Below are 26,135 nucleotides of genomic sequence, written 5' to 3' on the forward strand. Positions count from 1 at the left end.
CGGAGTCGATTGACGGCGTCACGCTATCCGGCAAGGATAGTTCTGAAAATCAGGAAATATTTGACATTAAGTCCGTAAATTCAGGAAGATTATATGCGGCTGACAAATTTCGACATGGATGCCCTGCGCACCTTTGCGACAGGGATCGACCTCGGGTCATTCACGCGCGCCGCGGCCCGGCTGGGGCGGTCTACGTCGGCGGTGAGTGCGCAGCTGAAAAAGCTGGAGGACCAGGCAGGGGCGCGGCTTGTCGAAAAGGTGGGGCGGGGACTTGTTCCAACACCGAACGGTGAACTTCTGTTGTCTTATGCCCGGCGGATTCTGGCGCTCAACGACGAGGCGGTGGAGGCCCTGCGCGGTGCGGACCTTCATGGCTGGGTGCGGCTCGGGCTGCAGGAGGATTTCGGCGCGGCGCTGCTGCCTCGGGTTCTCGGCAGGTTTGCTCGGTCGCATCCGAAAGTTCAGATCGAGGGTCGCATCGGCCGCAACAGTGAATTGATCTCGAAGATTTCGTCAGGCGAACTTGATCTGGCAATCGCCTGGGCCGGAGATGAGATCCTTCCCTTTGCGCGTCATGTCGCGGATGTGCCGATGTGCTGGCTTGGCGCTGATAACGGGGAAACGTTTGCGGCCGTGGCGGGGAGCGGGGATACGGTGGCACTCGCGGCTCTCGAGGCCCCGTGCCTTTTCAGAACCATCGCCTGCGACAGTCTTGACCGGCAGGGACGCTCCTGGCGCCTTTCCTTTGCGAGCCCCGGATTGGCAGGCCTGGGGGCCGCGGTCTCCGCGGGTCTCGGGATAACCGTGCGTACACCCATAGGTCTTCCGGCGGGGGTGAAGGTTCTGGAGGCCGAGGCGCACGGATTGCCCGTGCTTCCGGGAATAGGATTGCAGTTGCTGCGCGGCAGTGAAAACATCGGCCGAACGGGAGAATACCTGGCCTCCATCCTGTTGGAGGCGCTTCAGGAGATACTTCCCGCCGGCAGCGATGTCGGTTCGTCAGTCGGGCCGAAAGGCCCCGGGGGGAGGGCTTAGTTGCCTTCCTCTGCTTCCTTGTGCTTCAGCATGCCGGAAACGATCTGGACCGTGCGGGAAAGTTCCTCGATCGCCTGCTCGATATCCTTGCGCTGGTCTTCCAGCACGGCAATCTGTTCGTTGAATTTCGACAGCGCGACGCGCAGCTGGGTCACCTGACCGTCGCGCAGGTCGTAAAGGTCGAGCATGTCGCGGATTTCGGAAAGCGAAAAGCCGACGCGTTTGCCCATCAGAACCAGCTTGAGACGGGCCCGATCCCGGCGGTTGTAGATCCGGTTGAGACCGTCGCGTTTCGGGTTCAGCAGACCCTTGTCTTCATAGAACCGCAGCGTCCGTAGCGTGCAGTTGAATTCCTTGGCCAGGTCGCCGATCGAGAACTGGGTTTTCTTGGTGCCGTCGTCATTTGCAGAAACAACATCCACCAGGTCGTCCTCATTGAGGATCGAAAGCGCTTCGCTCATTGCAGTCGTACTCGTCTTTATCAGCCGTTTTTCGGCTCATTGTTGAAGTCTTTAAGGTTCTTCCGAAACCGGCGCCGAAGCGGACGACGTGCGCGTAAACGCTTCCGGTGCAATCCCGGGCACAGTTACCGGGCGGTTTCGTGAGGCTCTTTTAGCTTACGTTTGCGTTAAGGTCCAGTCACGTAAGGTGCCGACTTAAAACTTCGTAAACACGTGAAAAGCGATTCGCGCGATGCGCACAGCGCAAACGGCTGATTCCCTTTCGAATTCAGCCATATTTTGCATTTGGCAAGGCCAATTAACGGCCTGTTTACCCTAAACCTCGAAAGTCTATCAAAACGCTGCGCCATTTCCCGCTTTTGCCGGAAAGTGAGTGCAGCCTGCACCACAGCGGTCCTTCACGGCCGTAAGCCCAGGGTCAAGATATGCCGGCTTGGAAGAAACACGAGGCAGGACGCCGCGATCGGGATGCGTTTGAAGGCGCCGATTATTACGATGCCCCACGCCAGGAACCGGCGCGCAATCGTATCGAGCGGCTGACACGCACCGCGACTGCGCTCGGCGGGGGCTCCGCCGCCCGCTATGCCGAAGACCGGGATGAGGATCTGGACGCTGTCGCGGACGAACTGGACAGGCTCCTGACGGACAACGGCGAGGCGGAACCGGTACGTGCTTCGCGGGGGCGCCGTCCCGTCCGGCAGCGCCGTGCACCGTCAGGCGGGAGCACGATGGAGGACGTTCTGGGAGCTCTGGACCGCCTTGACCAGCAGGTGCAGGGACTGTCCGGGCGCGAAGACGACGAGTACGCCGCCGCCGCGCCGTCCAGGCGCCGCCCCGGCCGCTATGCCATCGACGCCCTGCAGGACGAGACACACGATCCGCTGGACCACGACTACTTCGACGGCGAAGGCGACGACGGTTACGGCTATGGCGAATATGATGACTATCCGCCGCAGCGTCAGCGTGGCGCCCGTGCACGCCGCGACGCGTCCATGCATGTCTACAAGGATCTAGGCCGGCGCATTGACGCCCTGAGGGCTCCGCAGGAAAAGGCCCTCAACCAGGTGCGTGAGGAACTCGGTTCCCTGCGTGAGGCACTTGGCGGGATCTCCCGGGGCACCAATGAGACCGTCAGCCGGCAGAACGCCGAGCTTCGCCGCCTCGCCGATATGGTGGAGCGTCTGCGGGTCGACAAGAAGAACGATCAGTTCGCCAAGGAAATCCGCAGGGAAGTGGCCGATCTGAAGGCAATGGTGGGGCGCACCAATGTGGAAGGCGCGCTGCAGACCCTCGAACACGGCTACTCCCATATTCTCCAGCGGCTGGACGAATTGTCCCGTGCCTCGGTCGACCCGCGCGTCCTGCGCGGTGTGACCGCTCGGCTCAACGAAATCGAGGACGCTTTCGCGGCCCTGCCGCGGTCCGAGCACATGATGGTGCTGGAAGACCGCGTCGTGACCATTGCCGAGCGCATGGAAGAACTGCTGGAGCGCAAGGGGCACGCTGAAATCGAGCCGCTTCGGGCGGAACTGCGGGAAGTGCGCGGCTTTGTCGAGCAGATCGACATCAAGGGGCTGGTCGAAGGGATCGACGACCGGATGAAATTCGTCTCCAGCCGCCTGGACGACCTGGAAGTGCTGGCGCGCGAGCAGCGCGGCCTCGACAGCCGCCTGTCGGCCATGGAAGAGCGCATGCCCGAGCCGGAGACGATCAGCCGGTTGCAGGGCAGGCTTGAGGATATCGTCGGCATGATGGCCGACGACCGGGCCGCGCCGCAGGACAACGCGCACCTGTCTCAGGTCGATCGCCGTCTGGATGATATTGTCGACCGTCTGGAGCGCATGGAACAGACCGGCCCCTTGCCGGCCGCGGATGCGGGCGCCTTCGCGGCGCTGGAAACCCGGCTGGAAAAAATCTCCGGCAAGATCGATGCAATCGAAAAGAAAGCCTCCCGTCCGGTGCCCATCCTGGACGCCGCAAACACGCGGGCCGGTGCCGGTGCGGACACCAAGTTCCTGGCTCAGTTGCAGGAGCGGCTGAACGACCTGACGACCCGTCTGGAGCAACCCAGGGACAGCGTCACAACGGCGGATCTCGACAAGCTGCGCGAGGAAATCGGCTCGATGCGCGCGAGCGTGGGTTCGCCCGGGTCGACGGAAGTTCTGGAACAGCGGATCGAGGATCTTGCCCGGATCGTTTCCAAGGGCGCGGAAGTCACCGACGACAGCCGCTTCGAGCAGCTTGGCGAGAAGGTCGCGGCCCTTGCCGAGCAGATCGAGGCCACATCGTCGAAAGCGCTCAGCGTGGAGCAGATCACGCCGGTTCTGAGGCGGATCGAACAGAACCTGCTACAGACCAGGGCGGACGTTTCCGGAATCGCAAAAAAGGCAGCTCAGGAAGTCGTTGCAAAAACTCCGGCGGCGGGCGGAAGCCAGTATGACGAGGCGATTACCGCCCTTCAGGGCGACCTGAAACGTTTGCTGGATACAGCCGAAGGCAGCGAGGAACGGACCCGCAACACGTTTGACGGCGTGAAATCCGTTCTGGGGAACCTGACGGAGCGCCTGGACAACCTGGAAAAGTCGGAAAAGCTTGGGGCAAGACCAGTCGACGCGGCGTCTCCCATCCTGTCAGCTGCATCCGAACCGGCGCCAGCTCCGGGGCCTGTGGTGGAACCCTATTCCCCGGTCCGGGCCACGGAAAGCTCTCCGTACCTCTCCCGGCCAGAGGTTGCCGAGGCACCGCTAGAGCCTTCCAGGCCTGCGGAACCGGCGGCCGAACCGCAGCGGCCGGAGGACCGGGCGCGGGACCGGAAGGCAGACTTCATTGCCGCCGCGCGCCGGGCAGCGCAAGCCGCCGCCGCCGAAGCGGCGGAGCAGGAAAAGAACGAAAAGTCGGGCCGTGCGAATGCGGAACGCGGCAAGGCACGCGTGGGCTGGCTGCGCAATGTTCTGAAGCGGGACAAGTCCGCCGAGACCGAGGACGTCCTGGAAACGGGTGAGACGGAAGACACCCTGGAACTCGGCACAGAGGACATTGCCGACAAAATTTTTGAAGCCGAGGATGCAAAGGTTCTGCCTGGAGACCGCCCGGCTCCGGAAACCGCGCCCGCATCGGGCGGGCGCAAACGTGCCATTCTTTACGCAGCGGCCGCCGTGGTTCTGGCGATCGGAACGCTGCAGGTCTACCGGATGGCATCAGGTCCCTCGCAGGACGCTGAAAATCTCGTGTCCCTGCCGCAACAAGCGGTGAAAACCGCCGAAGCGGTGCCCGGATCGAAGGATGCCGAGGCCGGCAAGGCCGCAGTATCGGCGGAAATGCAGGTCGCCGCCGCGGAAACCCAGCCATCTGGACAGTCGGAGGAGACCGCTCCGCCGGTATCGCCTGCCGCTTCGAACAAGGCCGAACCGGCAGCCGAAACGGTAATGCCAGCTCCTCAGGTCGCCGAGCAGCGCGTGGAGCCCGTGGGGGCTGGTAAAGCAGTCCAGGAAGCTTCGGCTTCCGGTTCGCTGGCACCGGATACGGAACTGGCCTTCGCACCGCCGGCCGGTGTCGCCAACGGGTTCGGCACAAAGCCTGCCGGTGTCGCACCAGGTCTTACCCCGTCCGGCACCGACGCCGGTGCAGGGACAGCTCCCTCCGACATCATTGCCAATCTTCCGCCTGAAGGCATCGGCCCGATGGCTCTGAGGTCTGCCGCAGCAGGCGGCAATCCGGCAGCGGAATTCCTGGTCGGTGTGAAATACACGGAAGGCAAGGGGGTTCCCGCTGATCTCGCCAAGGCTGCCGTCTGGTATCATAAAGCGGCCGAGAAGGGACTGGGCCCGGCGCAGTACCGTCTCGCGAGCCTTTATGAAAAGGGCAGGGGTGTCGAAAAGGACATCTCCAAGGCCAAGGCCTGGTATACGAAGGCTGCCCAGGCCGGCAATGCCAAGGCCATGCACAATCTGGCCGTGCTCTATGCCGAGGGTGGCGGCGAACAGCCCGATTACGCGGCGGCTGCAAAATGGTTTGAACAGGCCGCAAACTTCGGCGTGAAGGACAGCCTGTTCAATCTCGGCATTCTCTACGCCGGAGGTATCGGTGTCGATAAGGACCTTGTGGCCAGCTACAAGTGGTTCGCGATTGCCGCCGACCAGGGGGACCCGGAAGCGGCCAAACGGCGGGACGACGTTGCCAACATGATGGATCAGGCAATGCTCGCCAACGCACGTCTTGCGGTGGAAACCTTCAAGTTGAAGACGCCGGATGCCGCCGCCAACAAGGTGTCGCTGGAGCCGGGCTGGTCGGACAGCGCCTCCCTGCCTGCGGAAAAGGCAGCGGTCAAGATCATGGAGAACACCGACATGATCCGCGAGGCCCAGGACAAGCTGAATTATCTCGGCTTCGACACCGGAACCCCGGACGGTCAGATGGGACCGCGTACCCGCAGTGCCATCCGTGCGTTCCAGCGCAGCCTTGGGCTGCCGGAAACCGGGGAAGTCGACAAGCGCCTGATCGACGAGCTCAACAGCCAGGCGATCTGACCGAAAAGCGCCTTATCCCGTCATAAAACCGCCGAACCGAACCAAACTGACCCGCCCGCTGGTTGACACCCAGCGGGCACGGGTCTTTAACAATTTTAATGTAGTCTTTTCGCAGTCTTACCTGCTGTCTGTTCCGGCGTGATCCTGTGCAATTATACCTGCCCATAGCCGAACTCCCGGTGAACATCTTTGTGCTTCTGGGCATGGGCGGAGCTGTGGGGTTCCTTTCCGGGCTCTTCGGGATCGGCGGCGGATTTCTTCTGACACCCTTGCTGATCTTCTCAGGCATTCCCCCTGCTGTTTCCGTGGCTACCGTCACCACCCAGGTGGTCGCTTCCTCGGCTTCGGCCGTGGTCACCTACTGGCGGCGGAAGGCGATCGACCTCAAATTGGCCGTCGTCCTTCTTATGGGCGGTGTTCTTGGTTCCCTGATCGGCGTCGTCCTGTTCCAGGTGCTTCAGTCCCTCGGCCAACTCGATGTGGTCATCTCTCTTTCCTACGTCACCTTCCTCGGAACGATCGGCGGCCTGATGCTGTTTGAATCGGTCAGAGCGATCCGGCGACGGAAAGCGGGTGCAGCGCCGCAAGCCCGCAAACCGGGGCAGCACAACTGGATCCATGGCCTGCCGCTGAAGATCCGCTTCCGCCGCTCCAAGCTCTATGTCAGCGTCATTCCCGTGGTGGGACTTGGCGCCATCATCGGCTTTCTCGGGACGGTCCTCGGTATTGGCGGCGGCTTCATGATGGTCCCGGCGCTGATCTATCTGCTCAGGGTGCCGACAGGCATCGTCATCGGTACGTCGCTTTTCCAGATTCTCTTCACCATGGCCGCGGCAACCGTGTTTCATTCCATGGGTACGAAAACCGTCGATATAGTGCTCGCCATGACGCTGATGATCGGCGGGGTGATCGGCGCCCAGTTCGGTGCACGCATGGGCCAGAACCTGCGCGGCGACCAGCTGCGCCTGCTCCTGGCTTTGCTTGTGCTGGCCGTCGGTATGCGCTTCGCGGTCGACCTGCTGCTGGTGCCGGACGACCTCTATTCCATCGCCATCCGCAAGGGGGCCGGTTCATGACGCTCCGGGCCGCCCTTGCCTGCCTCCTCATGCTCGCCGCCGGCAGCGCGGTTCGGGCGCAGGACAGCAGCGATCTCGTAACGGCACTGTCGTCGGACATGATTTCGATCCAGTCGAATTTCACCGGCACGGAGATCGTGATTTTCGGGCAGGCCAGCGATATCGAACGCCAGCCGGACGATCAGGGCAGCTATGAACTCGCCATTGTCGTGGAAGGGCCGCCGCAGGACATCACCACGCGGCGCAAGGGGCGGTTTCTCGGTGTCTGGGTGAACAGGGAGGCCGAACGTTTTCAGAATGTGCCGTCCTTTTATGCGGTGGCCAGCACCGTCAATATCGGCAGCATGGCCGACCGGGCGCTTCTCGACGAACTGGGTATCGGCCTCAATCACCTCAATCTGGCGGTCTCGGGCGTGTCCAACGTTGCCCTTTCAGACCGGGACGATTTCCGCAAGGCATTCGTCCGGCTGCGCGAGGAAATGGGGCTCTATTCGGAACAGCAGACGTCGATCGAGTTTCTGACCGAAACCATGTTCCGGACCAAGATCCCGCTGCCCGCCAACATCCCGGTCGGGGACTACAAGGTGAAGAGCTTCCTCTTCCATCATGGAGAGGTCATCGCCCGGACAGAAGCCACGCTTGCGGTCGCCAAGATCGGTTTCGAGCAATTCACTTTTCAATTGGCCCAGAACTATCCGCTGTTCTACGGCCTGCTTGCCGTGTCGCTTGCCATCTTCACCGGCTGGCTGGCCGGTGTGATCTTCAGGCGTGATTGAAGCAAGCGCACGCCGCCGCCCTCTTGCCCGCACGGCACGGGGCACACTTTCCGCTGGAACTCTCCGCCGCCGCCGCTACTCTCGGTTCAGGTGCAATTCTTGAAAGCAGCGGCGGGGCAGCATGAGCGATCAGTCTTCTTCAGCATCTTCGGAAAGCAAGCCGGCCCGAGCGGATACCACGCTCGACGCCAGGGTGATCGACATCGCCATCCGGCTCGGAGTGCTCGGGATCTTCGCCTATTTCTCACTGCAACTGATCGCGCCGTTTGTCCTGTTCCTGCTGTGGGCGGTGGTGCTGACCGCGGCGCTCTATCCGGTCTATTGCTGGCTTGCCGCCAGGCTCGGCGGACGCAAGACCCTGTCGGCGGTTCTGGTGACCCTTGTGTGCCTTGCAATCGTCATCGGGCCCGTCGCGGTTCTGGTCGTCAGCCTCGTTGAAACGCTGACCGGCTGGTACCACGGCCTTGCAGATGGCGCGCTCAAGTTGCCCGAGCTGCCCCCGAAACTCGCCTCCCTGCCCGTGGTTGGCGACAAGATTTCCGATCTCTGGCATCTGACAAGTAGCAGTCTGGAGCTGGTCTTTACAAAGATCGCGCCAATGCTGGTTCCGGCTGGCGGACGCATTCTCGCCACGCTTGCCTCGTTGAGCGGCAGCGTGCTGTTCTTCGTTGTCTCTATCATCCTGTCCGGGTTCCTGTTTGTGCCCGGGCCGAAACTGGCCATGGGCGCGAAACGTTTCGCCGACCGCATCATCGCCCCGCGCGGCGCCGAGTTCGTTGACCTGGCCGGCGCCACCATCCGCGGTGTCTCGCGCGGCGTGATCGGCGTTGCCGTCATCCAGGGGCTGCTTACCGGCGTCGTACTGATTGCCTTCTCCGTGCCGCTTGCAGGCGTTCTCACCTTTGTCGCCCTGTTCCTGTGCATCATCCAGATCGGACCGGCGCTGGTGATCGTGCCCACGATCATCTGGGCCTGGAGCTCCTGGGACGTGATGCCCGCGCTTCTTTTCACCGTGCTGATGGTGCCGGTGATGCTGATCGACAACGTGCTGAAGCCCATCTTGATGTCGCGAGGACTCGACGTGCCGATGCTTGTCATCCTGATCGGTGTCCTTGGCGGCACCATCGCCTACGGCATGATCGGCCTGTTTCTCGGGCCGGTCATCCTGGCGGTATTTTATGAGCTGGTGATCGCCTGGGTGAAGGTGCGGGAGGAGGGGGGACCCGGTTAGATACTCCGGAAATATCCGGTGACCGGGTCCTCGGCAAGATGAGTGGCAAGCGAGGCCCAGGTGCCGTCGGCGACCAGACCGTTGACATGGGACTGGTGGACTTCACGACTGTCCCAGGTCTCCACCAAAACAAAGCGGCCGGCGTCGTCGCTCTGCTGAAGCACTTCGACGTTGGTGCATCCGGCAACGGCGGGCAGGTCGGTTGCAACGGATCGCATGATGCTCTCGAATGCGGCTTGGCTGTCTTCGCGAACCTTGAATTGAACGACGACTTTCACGGCCATGTGCTAATCCTTCCACGAGTTTGTCTTCGGTATGCGTGAAGGAATAAGCGTGCCTACTGCAGCGTGACAGATCCAATTCTGTCAAAGACCTGCCCGATCCTGCGAAGGTGCGTCAGCTGGCGGCAAACCCGGCAGTCCGCATGGCCTCGGCATAGCGGCGCGGGGCCAGGCCGAAGGCGGTTTTGAAGTCACGGGTGAAGTGCGACGTGCTGGCATAACCGGCCGCCTGCGCCACGGCGGCGACGCTCCAGCCGGTGGACAGCAATTGCTGCCGGGCAAGGTCGAGGCGCACGTGTTTCCGGTACTGCATGGGTGATTGGCCGAAAAGCGTCGTGAAGCGATGGGCGAAGTTTGACGGGCTCATGGCTACTTCCGAGGCGATTTCCGACACGGTGAGATCAGACCGGTGCGCCTCGGCCTCAATATACCGAAGCGCCCCGACAAGTCGGGTTTCCGCGCCAGTCACCAGCGATTTCAGGACACCAAACGCTTCCGAACGGAGGAGGCGGTAACTGATCTCCTGCAGATGGAGCGGGGCCAGCATGTGGCAGTCGGCCGGATCGCGAAAACACTCCAGAAGGCGCAGCAGTGGAGCCGCAAGGGTTTTCTCCAGCGGTTCGCAGGAGAGAACCGTGGAGCTGCCTGTAGCTGGCGGTTGGATACCGGTTTCCGCAAACCTGACAAGAGTTTGAGCAATCAGTTCCAGCGGTAGCTGCAACTTCAGGGCCAGGTATGGCTCTGCGGGACTGGCCTGGACGGCCGCCTGGTAGGCGGTATCGCCATGTATGGCGATGACATGACCCCGGTCGTTGAGGATCTGCCGGTCGCCAAGCGTGACGATCTTTCGGCCAGTGACTGCGACGGTCACCGACAGCCCCCTATTGCGGCCACGATGATAAGGAAGGCAATTGGATACACGCAGGGCCCAGACCGAGCCGATCGGAGAGGGGGTGACACCGTTAGCCGGCGCAAATTCCTTCAGGGCGTCGGCCAATGCGCCGATATGCGGCTCTCTTTCAGAGGCGGGGGCTTCTCGCTGGGCGGGGATCGGGACTGTCGGCATCTTTCAGGCTTAGCCAACTGCGGCTGCTTTCACAAGCATGCCACCCCTGGGGCCTCAGTCCCCGACCAGCCGGCTGGCCGTGAAGGGGAACAGGCGGTCGTTGCCGAGCAGGAAGACGGAGAACTGGCGGCGGCGGAAGATCAGGCCGTAGGCCTCGTCGGTGACGTTCAACCCGCCGGTCAGGGCGCCGAAGGCCGGCAGGACGAGGCGGGTGCCGTCGGTGGCAAAACAGGACCGGCGGATCGAGCGGCCGAAGCGGCGCACGCGCGCAGCCGGATGCAGGTGGCCGCAGATTTCGCCCGCGGCGTCCTCGGCGCCGATTTTCTCCACCGGTTCGTGGCGGAAGGTGAGCGGGCCGATGGACACTTCGTCGACGGTCTCGCCGCACAGCCGGACCGGGGCGATTGGATCGTGGTTGCCGGTCACCCAGATCCACTCCCGGCCGAGTTGCAGAGTGGTCAGCATGGCACGGTAGTGTGCGGGCAGCCGGTCGGACCCGTTGGTGTCGTGAAAACTGTCGCCAAGGCAGATGACCCGCGCCGGGTCGAAGGCGTCCATCACGCCGGCAAGTTTTTCCAGTGTCGCGCCGGTGTCGTAGGGCGGCAGCAGTACGCCGCGCCGGGCATAGCTGGAGCCCTTTTCCAGATGGAGATCGGCGACGATGAGGGTAGCCTCGTCCGGCCACCAGAGCACGCCGCTGTCGTGCAGACCGACAAGCTGGCCGTTGACCTGAATGTCATGACACACCGGCGCAGCGGTATATTTGCGCAAATGTGACGTGAGTGCATTCATTCCATTGCCTCCAGAACCAGCTCTTGGGCCGCCACGGCCAGGATCGAATCCATGGCCTCTCCGTAAACCGGTTCTTTTCCGATTTCCAGGAGGATCGGAACGGCGAGGGGAGAAACGTGCGGAAGCTCACTATGCGTGATTCGTCCCCGGATTCGCGTCAGAAGTTCCCCTAATCGCGAGATATCCAGAAGTCCTTCCGCGGCATCGTTCCAGGTGGCTTTCAGAAGAATGTGGTCCGGTTCGTGGGAGCGCAGGACGTCATAGATCAGGTCGGTCGAGACGGTAATCTGACGTCCGGATTTTTCCTGTCCCGGATGGCGGCGCTCGATCAGCCCGGCGATGACAGCACAGTTCCGGAAGGTTCGCTTCATCAGGCTGGATTCGGCCAGCCAGGCGTCGAGGTCGTCGCCGAGGATGTCCTCCTCGAAGAGCTGGTCCAGCGGGATACGGCCGGAGGAGAAGAGCATCGACAGGTCACGGAGCCCCCAGACCGAAAGAGCATAATCATTGGCGACAAATCCCATCGGTTGCGCCCCCATGCGCTCCAGCCGCTTCGTCAGAAGCATGCCGAGTGTCTGGTGGGCGAGGCGTCCCTCGAAGGGATAGCAGACCATGTAGTGCTTGCCTGCGCGGGGAAAGGTCTCGACCAGAAGACCGTCCTTTGCCGGCAGCACGGACTTGTCCCTTTGAAGTTCCAGCCAGTCGCGCACCTGCACGGGCAGATCCTTCCAGGACGACCGGTTCGCAAGCGTCGAGCGGACGCCCTCGGCGAGATAGGTGGACAGCGGGAACTTGCCGCCCATATAGGCAGGGATCATCGGGTTGTCGCTCTTGGCCCTTGAGACATATGCCTCGTTTTCCCGAAGGCCCTCGAAGCGCACCACCTCACCGCCGAAGAGGAAGGTGTCGCCGGGCGTCATCTGGTCGATGAAATACTCCTCGATCTCGCCCAGCATGCGGCCACCGCGCCCGACCGGCGTGCGCCGGCCGTCGGCTTTGGAGCGAACCAGCCGCACCTTCAATTTGGGCGCCTCGACGATGGTGCCGACATTCAGCCGGTATTGCTGGGCGATCTTCGGGTGCGAAATGCGCCAGAGCCCGTCCTTGGCCTTGCGCAGTTTGGCGTATTGTTCATAGCTCTTCAGCGCATAGCCACCTGTGGCGACAAAATCGAGCACACGCTCAAAGGTCTCCCAGTCGAGATGACGATAGGTCTCGGTGGAGCGGATCTCGTCGAAGGTGGCGAGCGCATCCAGCGGATCGGCGCAGGCGAGCCCAAGGATATGCTGGGCAAGCACGTCGAGCGCGCCCTTGCGCAAGGGCGGCGTGTCCTGGTCGCCGCGCCGGGAAGCGGCAAGCGCCGCCTGGCATTCCAGCACTTCGAACCGGTTGGAGGGGATGAGAATGGCCTTGGAGGGTTCGTCCATGCGGTGATTGGCGCGTCCGATCCGCTGCGCCAGGCGGCTCGCGCCCTTGGGGGCGCCGATGTTGACCACCAGATCGATGTCGCCCCAGTCGATGCCCATGTCGAGCGAGGAAGTCGCCACAACGGCACGCAAGGCGCCTGACGCCATGGCCGCTTCAACCTTGCGGCGCTGGCCGACATCGAGCGAACCGTGATGCAGCGCGATCGGCAGCGTGTCCTCGTTGATCCGCCACAGTTCCTGAAACACCAGTTCCGCCTGGCTGCGCGTGTTCACGAAGAGCAGGGATACGTTGTGGTCCTTGATCATCCGGTAGATGTCGGGGATCGCGTAGCGCGAGGAGTGACCGGACCAGGGCAGGCGTTCCTCGGAATCGAGGATGGAAATGTCCGGTTGCGCCCCGCCCGAGACCTCGACGACATGAGAAAGGGCGCGGCGTTCCGGGTCGGGCTGGTCCACCAGATAGGCTCTGAGGTCATCCGGCTCGGCCACCGTCGCCGACAGGCCGACAGTTCTCAAGTCTGGCGCAAGGCGGCGCAATCGTGCCAGGCCGAGTGCCAGAAGATCCCCCCGTTTGGAGGTGACCAGTGCGTGCAGTTCATCGAGGATGACGGTCTTGAGCGAAGCGAACAGACGCGCCGAGGCCGGATCTGACAGCAGCAAGGCGATCTGTTCCGGTGTCGTCAGTAGAATGTCCGGCGGATTGAGCTTTTGCCGCTGGCGCTTGTGGGAGGGCGTGTCGCCGGTACGGGTTTCCAGCCTGACCGGCAGGCCCATTTCGGAGACCGGGGCCTCGAGATTTCGGGCGATATCGACGGCGAGCGCCTTTAGGGGAGAGATGTAGAGCGTGTGAATGCCCTCGAACGCCGCGCCGGGTCTGCGTTTGCCCCGTGCCTCCAGCTCCACCAGGCTCGGCAGAAAGCCGGCCAGCGTCTTGCCGGCCCCGGTCGGAGCGATCAGCAGCGTGGAATGGCTGGCCGCGAGATGATCGATGAGCTGCAGCTGATGCGGGCGCGCGGTCCAGCCCCGTGAGGCGAACCAGCTTTGAAACCGATTGGGTAAAAGCGCTGCATCCATGGCCCCTTTTTAGGATAGGACCCGCAAAAAGGCGAGAGGAGGACACTTAAAATGTTCTCATTGTGTTCCTGTTGGTGAAACACGGTTTGCAACAGGCGGATTTGCTGCTTTCCTTGAGTACACGTTCAAGCAACCAGTCCGAGTTTTGCGAGACCCTAACCAGAGCTGATGACCGAACTCCTCACGCTGACACCCGAAGGCCTTTTCTGCCCGCGGGCCGATGTGCATATCGACCCGGTGCGGCCGGTCGATAAAGCCATCATCACCCATGGCCACGCCGACCACGCGCGCGCGGGTCACGGCGCCGTGCTGGCCACCCGGCAGACGCTGGACATCATGGCCATCCGTTACGGCGACGGGTTTTGCGGATCGGCGCAGGCGGCCGCCTATGGCGAGGTTGTGAAGGTCGGCGATGCCGCGATTTCCCTTCACCCGGCCGGTCATGTTCTCGGGTCTGCGCAAGTGCTTGTCGCCGCGGACAGCGGGCGGACAGTGGTATCGGGTGATTATAAACGGCAGGCGGATCCGACCTGCGCGCCGTTTGAGCTGGTTGCCTGCGATACCTTCGTGACCGAGGCGACCTTCGGCCTGCCTGTCTTCCGCCATCCGCCGGCGGGGCAGGAGATCGCCAAGCTGCTCACATCGCTGGAGCTTTTTCCGGAACAGACACATCTGGTCGGTGCCTATGCTCTCGGAAAAGCGCAGCGGGTAATCGCGGAGCTCCGGGCTGCCGGATACGGCAAGACCATTTATCTTCATGGCGCACTGGAGAAGCTGACTGCCTATTACCGGAACCAGGGCGTCGATCTGGGGGAAGTGAAGACGGTCGGCGAGCGCGGCAAGGAGCTTCAGGGCGAGATCGTGATGTGCCCGCCGGGACAGTTGAACGACCGCTGGGCGCGCCGGTTCGGAGATCCTGTAACAGCAATGGCCTCCGGCTGGATGCGCGTGCGGGCGCGGGCGCGCCAGCGCGGTGCGGAGCTGCCGCTGATCCTCTCCGACCATGCGGACTGGGATGATCTCTGCCGCACGATACTGGAAACGGGGGCCGGGCGGATCTGGGTGACCCATGGTGCGGAGGAGGCGCTTGTCCACTGGTGCGAATTAAATGGACGAAAGGCCCGTCCTCTCAATATGATAGGCTATGACGATGGCGAGGATGCGGACCTCGCACCGGAAACAGGAGCCTGACGTTCCGGAGTGACGTCCGACGGAAGGCCGAATGACCGGTCGATGGTCCACAGTCTTCAAGGAGGCGGCCATGGCGGACGACGGTGGAATTGCCAGCACTGGCAACGACAGGAACAACGGTTCCGGATCGGGACTGAACGGCGATGCCGAAGAGGCGATCGCCCAGCTCTTCGATGACTATCAAACCGGCTTCAACGACTACGATGTAGAGCAGATCTGCGATTGCTTCGCCCTGCCTGCCGTCATCTGGCAGCACGACAAGGGGCATGTCTTCAACGATGAGGACGAGCTGATCGAAAACATCGAGGCGCTTTTGAACGCCCTGGAAAAGGAAGGCGTGACTCATTCCGACTTCCAGGTCGTTTCCAGTCACGTTTCGGGATCGGCGGCACTTGTCACGCTCGACTGGGTGCAGGAAACCGACACCGGCGAGGCGGTTCTGGAGTTTACCTGCCACTATCAGCTGATCCAGGACGGTGCCGAATGGCTGATTGCCTGCGTGGTCAACGAGTGACTTCACCGCAAATCTGACTGGTGCCCCGCGCGGTCAGGGCGCGCGCGGCCAAACGCGAAATTTGTATTCTTGCACCCGGAGTTGGCGCAGGATGCTTCCAGGTGCCATGAAGGATGTCGAACATGCCTGATCCGACGCGCGTCAATGCCGATCAACTTGCCTTCTGGAATGGCGTCGGTGGCCGGACCTGGGTGGAGCGGCAGGACCACACCGATCGTGTCCTGGAGCCGGTCACCAGAAAACTGCTGTCGTTTGCCGCGCCGCGCCCCGGCGAAAGGGTTCTGGATGTCGGATGCGGTTGCGGGGCTTCCACCCTGGAGGTGGCACGCGCCGTCGGCCCTTCGGGTCGCGTGCGGGCACTCGACATCTCCGTGCCGATGCTTGCTGAGGCGGCGGCGCGTGCGGAAGCCCGTGGTCTTGCGCATATCGACTGGCTGGAAGCTGACGCGGCGACTGCGGAACTGGATGAATACGATTTGCTGGTTTCAAACTGCGGCCTGATGTTTTTCGGTGACCCGGTGCCGGCGTTCGTGAACCTGCATCGTGCGGCTGCACCCGGTGCCCGCATGGTGTTCGTCTGCTGGCGGGGCCTTGACGAAAACCCGTGGATCGGGGTGCCGATGCAGGCCGTCCTGCCGCATATTCCGCCACGTCCGAAGGGAGACCCGCGCGCACCCGGAATGTTCGCTTTTGCGGAGCCGGATCACGTCACGGAATTTCTGACGGAAGCAGGATGGAAACAACCACGCCTTGAACGGCTCGATGTTACCTTCGATATCGCGGCAGGTGGCGGGATTGATGAAGCCTTGACGCAACTGACCAAGATCGGGGCCATCAACAGTTGGCTGCGCGATCAGCCCGAGGAAACCCATGCCGCCGCGGTGGCGTCGATGCGTGAGGCCTTGACCCCATACGTTCAGGGGCAGAGTGTTCTCCTGTCCGGTGCAATGTGGATGGTTGCCAGCCAAGCGTAGGTTCCCGTCAGTACCAGAACCCTTCGCGGCGCCAGATCGTGAAGTGCCCCCGGACGGGTGGGGCCGGGGTGCCGCCGTCAATGGTAAACTCCCTGCCACCGTTGATGCCCTTGCCGCCCGTCTCGCGCAGGATGACATATTCGTTGCATTGCGGGCCGCCGCTTGAGCTCTGGCACATGTCGATGCGCGCGCGCTTGTCGTCGACCTGCTCCCAGACCCAGTCGACAATTGCCACGTGGCCGTTCCAGACCATGAAATCGAGCGGTTTGACTTCGGATACATCGTCGATGTTGATCTTGGCGACACGGTCCGGATAACGTTTCGGCGAGACGCCGTAATACTTGTCCCACTCTCCGCAAAAGATCAGGAAATTGGCGATGAAGCCGATGCAGTCCATGCCGAAGAAGCGGTCCAGAACCATTTGCTGCAGAGCCGCCTGATCCGACATCTTGTCGAAGTAGATCTGTTTGATCTTGCCCTTCTGATCCACATCCTTGGAGCCGTCCTTCTTGGCTCGGCCGCAGACCTCGACCTTGTATTTGTCCAGAAGGTCCTTGTTCTTCAGCATGAAGTTCCAGATCTTGACGAAAGTCTTGTCGTTCCCCTGTCCCTTCAGGGCAAGGTCGATCTCCCGGCCGCCGACATGCTGGTTCAGGGTGATGCCGTTCGCATCCTTGATCCAGCGGAAATTCTTGTAAAAACTGTTGGCGCTGTCATTGCCGCCGTTGCCGCGGTCCTTGCACAGGTACTGGCACAGCCTGACAGGACCGGCACTGGTATGAAGACCCGGACTGGTGAGATGATCCACGTAGTTGAATGGCAAGAAAAAGGACTCCGACACAACTTTCCTCCATCAACCGGGGTGTCGGGCTTTTCGGCCCGGGTTCCGGCCTGAGAGCCCGGAACCCGGGGGAATGCGCGACAGCTAGATTTAACCGCCAAAGGTCACTTGCTGTGGTGATCGCAGTTCACGGCCGGATTGAACGGCATCAGGTCGCCGGATGGATTTTTCCGGAATAGCCAGACGTGCTGGTCATAATGCGGCATGAAATTGTGCGCTTCATCCGCGTCCGTGTCGGGGTTGTCGGCCATGTGATCCCAGGATCGGCCGTTTATCATCGGCGGCCCGCCATGTCCCGCCGCGTCCCAGGCCTTTTTGAAGACCAGATTTTCGATTGCGACCAGTTCCAGGGATCCGTCCGCCTGCGGTTCGTAGAGCAGGATCGCCGGCTGTGTGAAATCCGTATGGGTGCCGGTGCCATCGACCCTTTCCGACGGGGCGGCGAGTTTCAGGAGATCCGGCCTGAGATAATGAATGCCCATTCCGCCCCATTCCGCGGGCAGACCTTCCGCGCCTGCGGTCACGCAATGCCCGGTTGGATCCTGGATGAAGCCCTCGGCGAGGGCGACATTCACGTCTTTGTATTTTTCGGTTGCGGCTCGCAGCGCGTCCAGATCGTAGTCGTCGGCGAACGCTATTGTGGCTGAGCCAGTACCGAGCACCAATGCGACTGACAGAATGCAAAGACTTTTCATGGTGTTTCCTTCTCCGGCCGTTATCTGGTTGCCAAAACGACACCCGCCGACCCTTGCGGCACAGCTACATTATCACGTCGACGGTAAGTTCCCCAGCGGAAGTCGTGGCAGGTCTCCTGTCGTTCTTCCTGCCTGTTCAGGCTGATAGTCACCTGAACACCGCTGGTTCCCGCGGGAATGAATCCCGTTAAAGAGCAATCGGCCCGGCAATGATCCAGAGGCCAAGTCCGATCAGACAGCCTCCCGTGCCTTTCGAGATCAGCTCGCCGTGCGGGACGGTTTTTTCAAGCAGGACATAGGCCGTGATTGCCATAATCCAGGCGGTGTTCATGACGCCGACGGCAAACAGGACCCCCATCAGTGCCCAGCAACACCCGACGCAATAAGCGCCGTGGCTCAGGCCCATCCTGAGAGCCCCGAGCGGGCCGTTGCGCCACCGTGTCATCAGGAAGCTCATCGGCGAGCGGCACAGGTTCAGGCAGGATCGCTTGAGCGGGCTGAACTGATAGAGACCGGCGAGGATCAGGATGGCGCCCGAGACCGGTCCGGCCGTCTTCATCATCATGGGCGACATCAGCGCGAGATTGGTCAGTGCCGCCTGCAACCCGGCAGCGGCGATACTGAAGCCGCCCCAGACGATCACGTAGCCTGCAGAAAACGCCGTGACCGGAACCCAGCCCTTTCCAGGTGTCGGGCCGCTTCCTTCCATGCGCGCGAAGGCCAGGACCATCGGGGCTGCCGTCGGGAGCATCATCGCGGCCATCATGACCGCCCACATGATGAACAGGCCGAAAAGCATTTCGGGCGTGACCAGGCGAGGGGCCATCATCATGGACGCCATGCCGGGGATATTGGACATATCCCCGATCATCAGGCCTAGCCAGGCCCATGAACCGATTGTCGCTGCCACAGGTGCGGCGACAAGCAGCGAAAGCCGGACCGGCCGGAGAGGTTCCGGTCGGCCCTGCAAAGACCCGGCGGTCCTCATCATGTCCGGTCCGAATATTCGAAGGGCGAAAAGAGGCCGGACTTGTCGGTCAGGGACCACGACATGCCATGATCCGAATAGGTCAGGTGATTGCTCTTCGAAATGGTTCCGGGAAAACCCGGCGCGATGCATAGCGGATGACCCTGCAGGGTGACCGGACCGTCACCCTGGCCCGTCACCGGTTCGATTTCGACATCCGCGATTTCCGGGATTTCCAGCCGGTGCCGGCCGCCTTCGACGGAAAACCTTATCGGAACGGAGCGCACTCCGGTGATCGCGCCGATATGTGACGCCAATCGTGCAGGGTGGCCTCCCGCCTGACCGCCGAAGATCTGCATCAGGGCTGCGTTCTGCCTCTCGTCGGCGCGGTCGTCGACATAGACCGAGACCGTCCATTTCGTCGTTGCCATATGGCCTTCGGAATGGACGGCCAGCGCGACGTTCAGCCCGGAAAGAGAGACGCCGTCATGTTCACCCCGCTCGATGTGCCAGCCGACAAGCGCGGTGCAGTCGTCCTGCGTCGGGGGGCTCAGGAACAGGCAGGGGCATGCCGTGTCGCAGTTGCAGCTTTCGAAGTAGGTTCCGGCAAGTGACCAGGTCATCTGAAATTTCCTTTCATCAGGATGTCCACTGGTGCTGACGATAGTTCTGTCTCGACATTGCCGCTTGTCGCCCGCATGCTGAAACTATTCGGATTTCATCCTTTTTCGGTCACGGAATGGACGAACGCTTGCAATGATTTACACATTCGGCCCGTTCACGGCCAATTCCGACCTGTTTGAACTGAGCAGGGATGGCGATGTGCTGACTGTTGAACCGCTGGTGTTCAATATTCTTCTCTGTCTTCTTCAGAACCACGGCAGGATTGTCACGCGGGACGAACTCATCGATGCCGTCTGGCAGGGGCGGGCGGTCGCGGACACGACAATCAGCAGCCGGATTTTCGCCCTGCGTCAGGTGCTTGGCGACACCGGCACGGAACAGTCTTATGTCCGGACGATACCGCGCCGCGGTTTTCGTTTCGTGGCGGAGGTCTTCTGCAGCGGGGGAGCTCAGCACTCCGCGGTGACCGGCGATGATCAAGCCGGCGGGCAGCACAGAAGCGATCAGCCTGCAACTCTCGTCGCCCACCCTCCCAAACTGCTGGTGCTTCCCTTCAAGCCTGCCAGCGCCGGAACCGACAAATACATCTGCGACGGTCTGACCGGAGACGTGATTGCAAATCTGACACGGTTTCGCGAGCTTCGGGTTATCGCCGGCGGAACGTCGTTCCACTTCAGCGCCAGTGACATGTCGCCTCTCGATATTGCCCGGACGCTCGGGGCCGATTTCATCGTAACAGGGAGTGCATGGAACGAGGCGGGCCGCCTGAGGATCTCGGTCCAACTGGTCGACGCGGCCTCCGGGGTCGTGCTCTGGGCGGGGCGGTACGACCGCCAGGCAGCGGATATCTTCGCCGTTCAGGATGAGATGACCCGCATGGTCGCCGCATCCCTGGGGATCCAGGTGCAGGACACCACATTGTCGCGTGCCCTGCAGAAAAGCTGGCCGGAATTCAATGCCTATGACTGCCTCCTGCGGGCCCGGCGCTATACCAGCACGCTGGATGACAGCGTTCATGCCGAGGCACGTGATCTTCTGGAACGGGCCGTCATGCTGGATCCGGCCTACGCGGAGGCCCATGCGCTTCTGGCCAATGTCTATCTTGCCGAATACCGCTTCGGGGCCAACCCGCGTCCGGATCCGCTCGACCGTGCGCTGGCGACCGCCCAACGGGCGACAGAACTCGATCCGCAGAGCGCCTACGCGCGCTGCTGGCTCGCGATCACGCATTTCTTCCGCAAGGACAACGACAAATTCCAGGCCGAAATGCAGCGGGCGCTCGACCTCAACCCGAACGACCCCGAGATACTTGCCGAGGCGGGCCATTACCTGTCGTTCATGGGGGACTATGATCGGGGCGTGGAGCTGTCGCAGAGAGCGCAGCAACTGAATCCGCTGCATCCCGGCTGGTATCATTTCAGCGCGGCGCGGTATCATTACAACCAGTGCGAATATGAACGCGTCCTGGTCGACGTGGCACGGATCGGAATGCCGGGGTTCTACTGGGTTCACATTCTGAACGCTGCTGCACAGGGGCAGCTCGGACGGCCGGAGGCTGCGGTTTCGCTGGCACGGATCGGCAGCCTGAAAAGCGGCTTGTCGCCGGTCGAGGAGATGCGCAAATGGAATGTCTCCGACCATGATCTTGCCCATCTGCTCGAGGGGCTGCGCAAGGCCGGTCTGGAGGACAATAGCAAAGAGAGTTGATGAGGACTCATTTGATGGATCACGGCGAGGCGCCTTGCGCAGCGGGGTCTGGTTGACCGTGCTGGCGGCGCAACACCGTCCGGCAGGCAGGAATGGTCCATCAAACGGGAGCTAACCAATTCACTTTGGTACGAGGCGGCAAAACCCTGAAACCGGTCGGAACCCATCGCCGCCGGGTAGGGCGGTCGTCGTCCGCAGTGTGCGGGTACGAGCCAGGCCGCAACACGGGCTGTGTATTGCCATCATTTCGAAAAAAAGCCGGTAGTCTCTGCTACCGGCTTCTTGCTTATTTCCCTGCCTTGACCGCCTTGCGTTCGGAACGGGACGGTTTGTTCTTCTTTGCGGGCTTCTTTTTCCCCTGGACGGGTTTTGCCCCGGCGTGTTTGCGTGGCTCGTGGTCCTCGCCGCTGTCCTGCCGGTTCGATGTGCGGGGTTTTCTGGGAGACGCGCGATCACCGCCCTCGAGATCCTTGGCGAGCGCCTTCATGTCGAGCGGCTCATAGGCCGGGTGATGAGGGGCAGCCTCGTCGTCGCCGAAGCGGCGTTTCTTCTTGCCGCGCGGCGCGTCGAAGTCCCTCTTTGGGCCACGCTTCGGCCGGTCCTGCTTCAGCGTGTCCTCCGGGCCGAGGCTCTCGTAGTCCGGGGCATCAGCCTTGTTGAAACGGCGCTTGGGAGGCCCGCTGCGTTCCCGGCGGCCGAAGTCTTCCTTCGGAGGAGCCGGCACCTTGCCGCCGCGCGCATCCAGAAGCTCGATGACGACGTTGTCCTCACCCGTACCCTCGCGCTTGATCACCTCCGAGAAGCGCTTGCCGTGGCTGCCGGCAATTTCGAAGTACAGCTGGTTCTGGAAGATCTTGATCGCGCCGACTTCCCTTTTGGTCACATGACCGGCCCGGCAGATCATCGGCAGGATCCAGCGCGGTTCCGCGCGTTGGCGGTGGCCGAGGGAGAGCGAGAACCAGATGCCGTCCTCGAATTTTCCGGTGATTTCCGCGCTGCGGCCGCCGCGCGCTCCGGCGTCGCGGCCCTTGAGCGAGGTTTCGTCGAGTTCGGAGACATCTTCCGGCGCAGGCAGTCGGGACTGGCGCAGCTTCACGAAGGCGGATGCCAGCTGTTCGGCGCTGTGAAGGGCGAGCAGTTCCATGGCAATGGCCCTGTCCTCTTCCTCCAACTCCACGGCAAGTGCCGGATCGGCCAGCAGGCGCTCCTTGTCCTTGGCCCGGATATCGTCGGCGGTCGGAGCACCGGTCCAGGTCGCCTTGATGCCCGCAAAATGCAGCACCCGTTCGGCCTGGCGTCGGCGCGGGAAGGGAACCATGAGTACGCAGGTGCCCTTGCGCCCGGCGCGGCCGGTCCGGCCGGAGCGGTGCAGAAGGGCGGCCTTGCCGGTCGGAAGATCCGCGTGGATGACGAGATCCAGATTGGGCAGGTCGATGCCGCGGGCGGCAACGTCGGTGGCGACACACACACGGGCCCGGCCGTCCTTCATGGCCGCCAGCGCGCTGGAGCGTTGTTCCTGGCTGAGTTCGCCGGAGAGCGACACGATGGAAAAACCGCGGTTGGCAAGACGGGAGGTCAGGCGGCTGACGGCTTCGCGGGTGGAGCAGAAGACGATTGCCTTTTCCGCTTCATGCAGGCGCAGCACGTTGATGATGGCGTTTTCGCGCTCGTTCGGCGCAACCGGATGAGCGACGTAGTCGATGTCGCCATGCTGTTCGCGGGCATTGATGGTGCTGAGGCGCACGGCGTCCTTCTGGAACCGCTTGGCCAGTTCCGCGATCGGCTTCGGCACGGTGGCCGAGAACATCAGCGTCCGGCGGGTTTCGGGAGCCGCGTCCAGAATGAACTCCAGATCTTCGCGGAAGCCCATGTCGAGCATCTCGTCGGCTTCGTCGAGCACGACGGCGCGCAGTTCGGAGAGATCGAGCGCGCCGCGTTCGATGTGGTCGCGCAGACGGCCGGGTGTGCCCACGACAATATGGGCACCGCGTTCCAGTGCGCGCCGCTCCGAGCGCGGGTCCATGCCGCCAACGCAGGACGTGGTGACCGCACCGGCTTCCTCGTAAAGCCAGGTCAGCTCTTCCTTTACCTGAAGAGCGAGTTCGCGAGTCGGCGCGATGGCAAGGGCGACGGGAGCCGCCGCCTTGCCCATATGCTCCTCGCCGCGCAACAAGGTGGGGGCGAGAGCCAGGCCGAAGGCGACGGTCTTGCCGGATCCGGTTTGCGCGGAAACGAGAAGGTCGGCTTCTGCGGGGGCATCCTTCAGGACGCTTTCCTGAACGGGAGTGAGGCTTTCATAGCCCCGTTTCGCCAGCGCGGCCGACAGGGCCGGGGCGACGGAAGTCAAATCAGTCATAGGAATCTTTCAACTGCTCCGGATCATCTGCGTGCCAGTCAGCAGTCTACCGGATCGGGCCAACCAGTCCTCGGCCCATGGATGGCCGCGGCTTATACAGGCAAAAGCGGCTGGCGTCCATCCCGGTTGTTCCGGCAGGGCTTGTGCGCAGCCCGCTTTCCCGGTTTTCTTTAGCAATGCGTGCTTTTTCTCACCTGTTGGACCGCCTTTCGCTGGAGCCGCGCCGGCTTGCCAAGGAAAGGCTTCTGGTTCGTTATTTTCAGGAAGTCCCGGATCCCGACCGGGGCTATGCATTGGCGGCGCTGACAGGCGAACTCGATTTCAAACACGCCAAGCCGGCGCTGCTTCGGGAGCTGATCGGCGAACGGGCCGATCCGCATCTTTTCGCGTTGTCCTATGACTTCGTCGGCGACCTTTCCGAAACCATCGCCCTGATGTGGCCGCAGGCCAATTGTTGTGCCGGCGCGGAGAGCACCCCGGAGCCCAGTCTCTCCGGCATCGTCGGCGAGCTTGACGGCGCGGGCAGGACGGATGTGCCGCGCCTGCTGTCGGGCTGGCTGGACCGGCTGGACGAGACCGGCCGCTGGGCGCTGCTGAAACTGGTAACCGGAGGTTTGCGCGTTGGTGTCTCCGCACGCCTCGCCAAGACGGCGGTGGCCCGGTTGGGCGGGCTTGACGTTTCGGCGGTCGAGGAAGTCTGGCACGGGCTGGAGGTCCCTTCTCAGGCACTGTTTGCCTGGGCGGAAGGGCGGGCCGGACCGCCCGAGTGCGAGAATCCGGCCCCCTTTCGTCCGGTGATGCTGGCTCACCCACTGGAAGAGGACAGGGACCCGCATCAACTCGCCGCCGCTGACTTTGCGGTCGAATGGAAGTGGGACGGAATCCGCGTTCAGGCTTCCGCCGGAAAAACGGGTTCGGGCGAAACGGTGCAACGCCTCTACAGCCGGACAGGGGAGGACATTTCCCGCGCGTTTCCCGATATCGTCGAGGCGCTTTCCTTCGATGCATGTCTCGACGGTGAACTGCTGATCCTGTCGGAAGGCAAGGTAAGGCCCTTCTCCGATCTTCAGAAACGGTTGAACCGCAAGACCGCCGGTCCAAAGCTCTTGCGGGAATACCCTGCCGCCATCCGGGCCTACGACCTGCTTCACCTGGAGGGCGAAGACCTGCGTGGTCTTCCCTTCGCAGAAAGGCGGAAACGGCTGGAGCGTTTCATCGCGGAGCTGAAAACGTCCAGGATCGACCTGTCGCCGCTGGTTGCGGCCGATACCTGGGAGGGTATCGCGGCGGCACGCTCCGATCCGCATGCACATCTGGACCCGGCCGTTGCGGAGGCCGTCGAGGGGGTGATGCTGAAACGCCGCGACTCGGCGTATGTCACGGGCCGTCCGAAGGGGTTGTGGTACAAGTGGAAACGGGAGCCGTTTCTCGTGGATGCGGTGCTGATGTACGCTCAGCGCGGTCATGGCAAACGATCGTCCTTTTATTCCGATTACACATTCGGTGTCTGGAAGGAAGGGGAAACGGGCGCGGAGCTGGTTCCGGTGGGCAAGGCCTACTTTGGTTTCACCGACGAAGAGCTTCGGGAAATCGACCGTTTCGTGCGCAGCCATACGGTCAATCGCTTCGGTCCGGTTCGGGAAGTCGCGCATGAACCCGGCAGGGGACTGGTGCTTGAAGTCGCTTTCGAGGGGCTGAACCGATCGGGACGGCACAAGTCCGGTGTTGCGATGCGGTTTCCGAGGATCTCCAGACTGAGGTGGGACAAGCCGCCGTCGGAAGCGGATCGGATCGAATTTCTGGAAAAACTGCTGCCAAACCCGGACAAGAAGAGCGGTTGAAGAGGAATAGTTATTGAAAAATCGGCTGCCAGCCGTGCTTTGGCCACGGAATCGTGGCACCTAGTTGTGAAAGAAATCCGGCATTTTTCCTGCCGGCAACCGGAGAAACAGCATGTCGATCCGCAAGTCCTTGTTTGCGACCCTTCTTGGAGGTTCTGCCGCTCTGCTAATTGCCGTGAGCGCAGGTGCTGCACAGGACAAGGTCAGTCCGGAAGTTACGGTGAAGGTTACCGATGGCGACCCGGACCGGTTTTCGCTCGTTGCCGTCGACGGTGGCATTCTGAGGGTCGACCGGCAAAACGGAACCGTCACAATCTGCATGGAGCAGAGCGACGCCTGGCGCTGCAATCCGGTGCCGCTCGCCGAGGACGCCTATCTGGCCGAAATCAACGATCTGGCCGCAGAAGTGGACCGGCTGAAGGCGCGGCTCGCAGAGCTGGAAAGCGATGCGGATGGAACTGGACCGGCTCCGGAAACGGAAACCGGCCGGTCCGAAAGTTCTCCGGGGGACGGTGAGAAACCGTCCGGCAAACCCAGATTGCTCGACAAGGAGGAAGAGGAACTGGAAAAGGTTCTGACCTTCACGGAAAGCGCCATGCGCAGGTTTTTCGGTATGGTTCGGGAGTTGCAGAAGGAATTTGACGACGAGACCGGGAACTGATCCACACAGCGCCGCTGGC

General features: G+C 62.2%; 21 protein-coding genes. 11 read left to right on the forward strand and 10 right to left on the reverse strand.

What is annotated here, in order from left to right:
* Positions 1 to 93: 93 nt before the first annotated feature.
* Positions 94 to 1,035 (forward strand): LysR family transcriptional regulator, encoded by a 942-nt coding sequence (locus ACQY7U_RS09375; RefSeq protein WP_428643787.1) that lies wholly within the window; start codon positions 94 to 96, stop codon positions 1,033 to 1,035.
* Here ACQY7U_RS09375 and ACQY7U_RS09380 read toward each other — a convergent pair.
* The gene (locus ACQY7U_RS09380; protein WP_428643790.1) at positions 1,032 to 1,496 is read right to left on the reverse strand and encodes a MerR family transcriptional regulator; all 465 of its coding nucleotides are present in this window, start codon (positions 1,494 to 1,496) and stop codon (positions 1,032 to 1,034) included. The genes ACQY7U_RS09375 and ACQY7U_RS09380 overlap by 4 nt on opposite strands.
* Positions 1,497 to 1,921: 425 nt before the next feature.
* On the opposite strand from ACQY7U_RS09380, the gene ACQY7U_RS09385 reads away from it, so the two are divergent.
* From ACQY7U_RS09385 to ACQY7U_RS09400, 4 genes are all read left to right on the forward strand, one after another.
* Positions 1,922 to 6,022, forward strand: coding sequence for a peptidoglycan-binding protein (locus tag ACQY7U_RS09385; RefSeq protein WP_428643792.1), 4,101 nt, complete (start codon positions 1,922 to 1,924; stop codon positions 6,020 to 6,022).
* Positions 6,023 to 6,168: 146 nt separating this feature from the next.
* Positions 6,169 to 7,098, forward strand: a complete 930-nt coding sequence (locus ACQY7U_RS09390) for a sulfite exporter TauE/SafE family protein (RefSeq protein WP_428643793.1) — start codon at positions 6,169 to 6,171, stop codon at positions 7,096 to 7,098.
* Positions 7,095 to 7,874 carry a TIGR02186 family protein gene (locus ACQY7U_RS09395; RefSeq protein ID WP_428643794.1) on the forward strand — a complete coding sequence of 260 codons (780 nt, stop codon included), beginning with the start codon at positions 7,095 to 7,097 and terminating at the stop codon, positions 7,872 to 7,874. Before ACQY7U_RS09390 ends, ACQY7U_RS09395 begins: the two co-directional genes overlap by 4 nt.
* Before the next feature lie 121 nt (positions 7,875 to 7,995).
* A complete protein-coding gene (locus ACQY7U_RS09400) occupies positions 7,996 to 9,105 on the forward strand; it encodes an AI-2E family transporter (protein ID WP_428643796.1) in 1,110 nt (369 codons plus the stop codon).
* Here ACQY7U_RS09400 and ACQY7U_RS09405 read toward each other — a convergent pair.
* The 4 genes from ACQY7U_RS09405 to ACQY7U_RS09420 form a co-directional block, all read right to left on the reverse strand.
* Positions 9,102 to 9,389: a putative quinol monooxygenase gene (locus ACQY7U_RS09405; protein ID WP_428643797.1), complete on the reverse strand. Its 288-nt coding sequence runs from the start codon at positions 9,387 to 9,389 to the stop codon at positions 9,102 to 9,104. The genes ACQY7U_RS09400 and ACQY7U_RS09405 overlap by 4 nt on opposite strands.
* A 112-nt stretch (positions 9,390 to 9,501) precedes the next feature.
* Positions 9,502 to 10,452, reverse strand: a complete 951-nt coding sequence (locus ACQY7U_RS09410; protein WP_428643800.1) for an AraC family transcriptional regulator — start codon at positions 10,450 to 10,452, stop codon at positions 9,502 to 9,504.
* Positions 10,453 to 10,506: 54 nt separating this feature from the next.
* A complete protein-coding gene (gene pdeM, locus ACQY7U_RS09415; RefSeq protein WP_428643803.1) occupies positions 10,507 to 11,244 on the reverse strand; it encodes a ligase-associated DNA damage response endonuclease PdeM in 738 nt (245 codons plus the stop codon).
* Positions 11,241 to 13,745 carry a ligase-associated DNA damage response DEXH box helicase gene (locus ACQY7U_RS09420; protein WP_428643805.1) on the reverse strand — a complete coding sequence of 835 codons (2,505 nt, stop codon included), beginning with the start codon at positions 13,743 to 13,745 and terminating at the stop codon, positions 11,241 to 11,243. Before ACQY7U_RS09420 ends, pdeM begins: the two co-directional genes overlap by 4 nt.
* Before the next feature lie 168 nt (positions 13,746 to 13,913).
* Between ACQY7U_RS09420 and ACQY7U_RS09425 the strand changes: the two genes are divergently transcribed.
* From ACQY7U_RS09425 to ACQY7U_RS09435, 3 genes are all read left to right on the forward strand, one after another.
* Positions 13,914 to 14,936 carry a ligase-associated DNA damage response exonuclease gene (locus ACQY7U_RS09425; RefSeq protein ID WP_428643807.1) on the forward strand — a complete coding sequence of 341 codons (1,023 nt, stop codon included), beginning with the start codon at positions 13,914 to 13,916 and terminating at the stop codon, positions 14,934 to 14,936.
* 31 nt (positions 14,937 to 14,967) lie between these two features.
* The gene (locus ACQY7U_RS09430; protein WP_428643808.1) at positions 14,968 to 15,450 is read left to right on the forward strand and encodes a DUF4440 domain-containing protein; all 483 of its coding nucleotides are present in this window, start codon (positions 14,968 to 14,970) and stop codon (positions 15,448 to 15,450) included.
* Positions 15,451 to 15,572: 122 nt separating this feature from the next.
* Positions 15,573 to 16,424: a class I SAM-dependent methyltransferase gene (locus ACQY7U_RS09435; RefSeq protein ID WP_428643810.1), complete on the forward strand. Its 852-nt coding sequence runs from the start codon at positions 15,573 to 15,575 to the stop codon at positions 16,422 to 16,424.
* A gap of 7 nt (positions 16,425 to 16,431) precedes the next feature.
* Here the strand turns inward: ACQY7U_RS09435 and ACQY7U_RS09440 are convergent, their stop codons facing one another.
* From ACQY7U_RS09440 to ACQY7U_RS09455, 4 genes are all read right to left on the reverse strand, one after another.
* Positions 16,432 to 17,247 (reverse strand): hypothetical protein, encoded by an 816-nt coding sequence (locus ACQY7U_RS09440; RefSeq protein ID WP_428643811.1) that lies wholly within the window; start codon positions 17,245 to 17,247, stop codon positions 16,432 to 16,434.
* Between the two features lie 122 nt (positions 17,248 to 17,369).
* Positions 17,370 to 17,960 carry a hypothetical protein gene (locus ACQY7U_RS09445; RefSeq protein WP_428643813.1) on the reverse strand — a complete coding sequence of 197 codons (591 nt, stop codon included), beginning with the start codon at positions 17,958 to 17,960 and terminating at the stop codon, positions 17,370 to 17,372.
* Positions 17,961 to 18,147: 187 nt separating this feature from the next.
* On the reverse strand, positions 18,148 to 18,819 hold the full coding sequence (locus ACQY7U_RS09450) for a DUF2182 domain-containing protein (protein ID WP_428643816.1): 672 nt from the start codon (positions 18,817 to 18,819) through the stop codon (positions 18,148 to 18,150).
* Between the two features lie 128 nt (positions 18,820 to 18,947).
* The gene (locus ACQY7U_RS09455) at positions 18,948 to 19,550 is read right to left on the reverse strand and encodes a DUF1326 domain-containing protein (protein WP_428643819.1); all 603 of its coding nucleotides are present in this window, start codon (positions 19,548 to 19,550) and stop codon (positions 18,948 to 18,950) included.
* Between the two features lie 133 nt (positions 19,551 to 19,683).
* Between ACQY7U_RS09455 and ACQY7U_RS09460 the strand changes: the two genes are divergently transcribed.
* Positions 19,684 to 21,258, forward strand: coding sequence for a winged helix-turn-helix domain-containing tetratricopeptide repeat protein (locus tag ACQY7U_RS09460; protein WP_428643820.1), 1,575 nt, complete (start codon positions 19,684 to 19,686; stop codon positions 21,256 to 21,258).
* Positions 21,259 to 21,544: 286 nt separating this feature from the next.
* Here the strand turns inward: ACQY7U_RS09460 and ACQY7U_RS09465 are convergent, their stop codons facing one another.
* Positions 21,545 to 23,614 carry a DEAD/DEAH box helicase gene (locus ACQY7U_RS09465; RefSeq protein ID WP_428643822.1) on the reverse strand — a complete coding sequence of 690 codons (2,070 nt, stop codon included), beginning with the start codon at positions 23,612 to 23,614 and terminating at the stop codon, positions 21,545 to 21,547.
* Positions 23,615 to 23,790: 176 nt separating this feature from the next.
* Here ACQY7U_RS09465 and ACQY7U_RS09470 point away from each other — a divergent pair, with 176 nt between their 5' ends.
* Together ACQY7U_RS09470 and ACQY7U_RS09475 are read left to right on the forward strand one after the other, a co-directional pair.
* Positions 23,791 to 25,455 (forward strand): cisplatin damage response ATP-dependent DNA ligase, encoded by a 1,665-nt coding sequence (locus ACQY7U_RS09470; protein WP_428643824.1) that lies wholly within the window; start codon positions 23,791 to 23,793, stop codon positions 25,453 to 25,455.
* A 112-nt stretch (positions 25,456 to 25,567) separates the two neighbouring features.
* The gene (locus ACQY7U_RS09475) at positions 25,568 to 26,116 is read left to right on the forward strand and encodes a hypothetical protein (RefSeq protein WP_428643826.1); all 549 of its coding nucleotides are present in this window, start codon (positions 25,568 to 25,570) and stop codon (positions 26,114 to 26,116) included.
* Positions 26,117 to 26,135 lie beyond the last annotated feature (19 nt).

It is taken from the genome of Roseibium sp., assembly GCF_050301095.1.
In the GTDB taxonomy this organism is placed as follows: Bacteria; Pseudomonadota; Alphaproteobacteria; order Rhizobiales; family Stappiaceae; genus Roseibium.

Coding starts and splice junctions, on each gene's coding strand:
- ACQY7U_RS09375 (WP_428643787.1), top strand. CDS start 94: ATGCGGCTGACAAATTTCGACATGGATGCCCTGCGCACCTTTGCGACA.
- ACQY7U_RS09380 (WP_428643790.1), bottom strand. CDS start 1,496: ATGAGCGAAGCGCTTTCGATCCTCAATGAGGACGACCTGGTGGATGTT.
- ACQY7U_RS09385 (WP_428643792.1), top strand. CDS start 1,922: ATGCCGGCTTGGAAGAAACACGAGGCAGGACGCCGCGATCGGGATGCG.
- ACQY7U_RS09395 (WP_428643794.1), top strand. CDS start 7,095: ATGACGCTCCGGGCCGCCCTTGCCTGCCTCCTCATGCTCGCCGCCGGC.
- ACQY7U_RS09400 (WP_428643796.1), top strand. CDS start 7,996: ATGAGCGATCAGTCTTCTTCAGCATCTTCGGAAAGCAAGCCGGCCCGA.
- ACQY7U_RS09405 (WP_428643797.1), bottom strand. CDS start 9,389: ATGGCCGTGAAAGTCGTCGTTCAATTCAAGGTTCGCGAAGACAGCCAA.
- ACQY7U_RS09410 (WP_428643800.1), bottom strand. CDS start 10,452: ATGCCGACAGTCCCGATCCCCGCCCAGCGAGAAGCCCCCGCCTCTGAA.
- pdeM (WP_428643803.1), bottom strand. CDS start 11,244: ATGAATGCACTCACGTCACATTTGCGCAAATATACCGCTGCGCCGGTG.
- ACQY7U_RS09420 (WP_428643805.1), bottom strand. CDS start 13,745: ATGGATGCAGCGCTTTTACCCAATCGGTTTCAAAGCTGGTTCGCCTCA.
- ACQY7U_RS09425 (WP_428643807.1), top strand. CDS start 13,914: ATGACCGAACTCCTCACGCTGACACCCGAAGGCCTTTTCTGCCCGCGG.
- ACQY7U_RS09430 (WP_428643808.1), top strand. CDS start 14,968: ATGACCGGTCGATGGTCCACAGTCTTCAAGGAGGCGGCCATGGCGGAC.
- ACQY7U_RS09435 (WP_428643810.1), top strand. CDS start 15,573: ATGCCTGATCCGACGCGCGTCAATGCCGATCAACTTGCCTTCTGGAAT.
- ACQY7U_RS09445 (WP_428643813.1), bottom strand. CDS start 17,960: ATGAAAAGTCTTTGCATTCTGTCAGTCGCATTGGTGCTCGGTACTGGC.
- ACQY7U_RS09450 (WP_428643816.1), bottom strand. CDS start 18,819: ATGTCCAATATCCCCGGCATGGCGTCCATGATGATGGCCCCTCGCCTG.
- ACQY7U_RS09455 (WP_428643819.1), bottom strand. CDS start 19,550: ATGACCTGGTCACTTGCCGGAACCTACTTCGAAAGCTGCAACTGCGAC.
- ACQY7U_RS09460 (WP_428643820.1), top strand. CDS start 19,684: ATGATTTACACATTCGGCCCGTTCACGGCCAATTCCGACCTGTTTGAA.
- ACQY7U_RS09465 (WP_428643822.1), bottom strand. CDS start 23,614: ATGACTGATTTGACTTCCGTCGCCCCGGCCCTGTCGGCCGCGCTGGCG.
- ACQY7U_RS09470 (WP_428643824.1), top strand. CDS start 23,791: ATGCGTGCTTTTTCTCACCTGTTGGACCGCCTTTCGCTGGAGCCGCGC.
- ACQY7U_RS09475 (WP_428643826.1), top strand. CDS start 25,568: ATGTCGATCCGCAAGTCCTTGTTTGCGACCCTTCTTGGAGGTTCTGCC.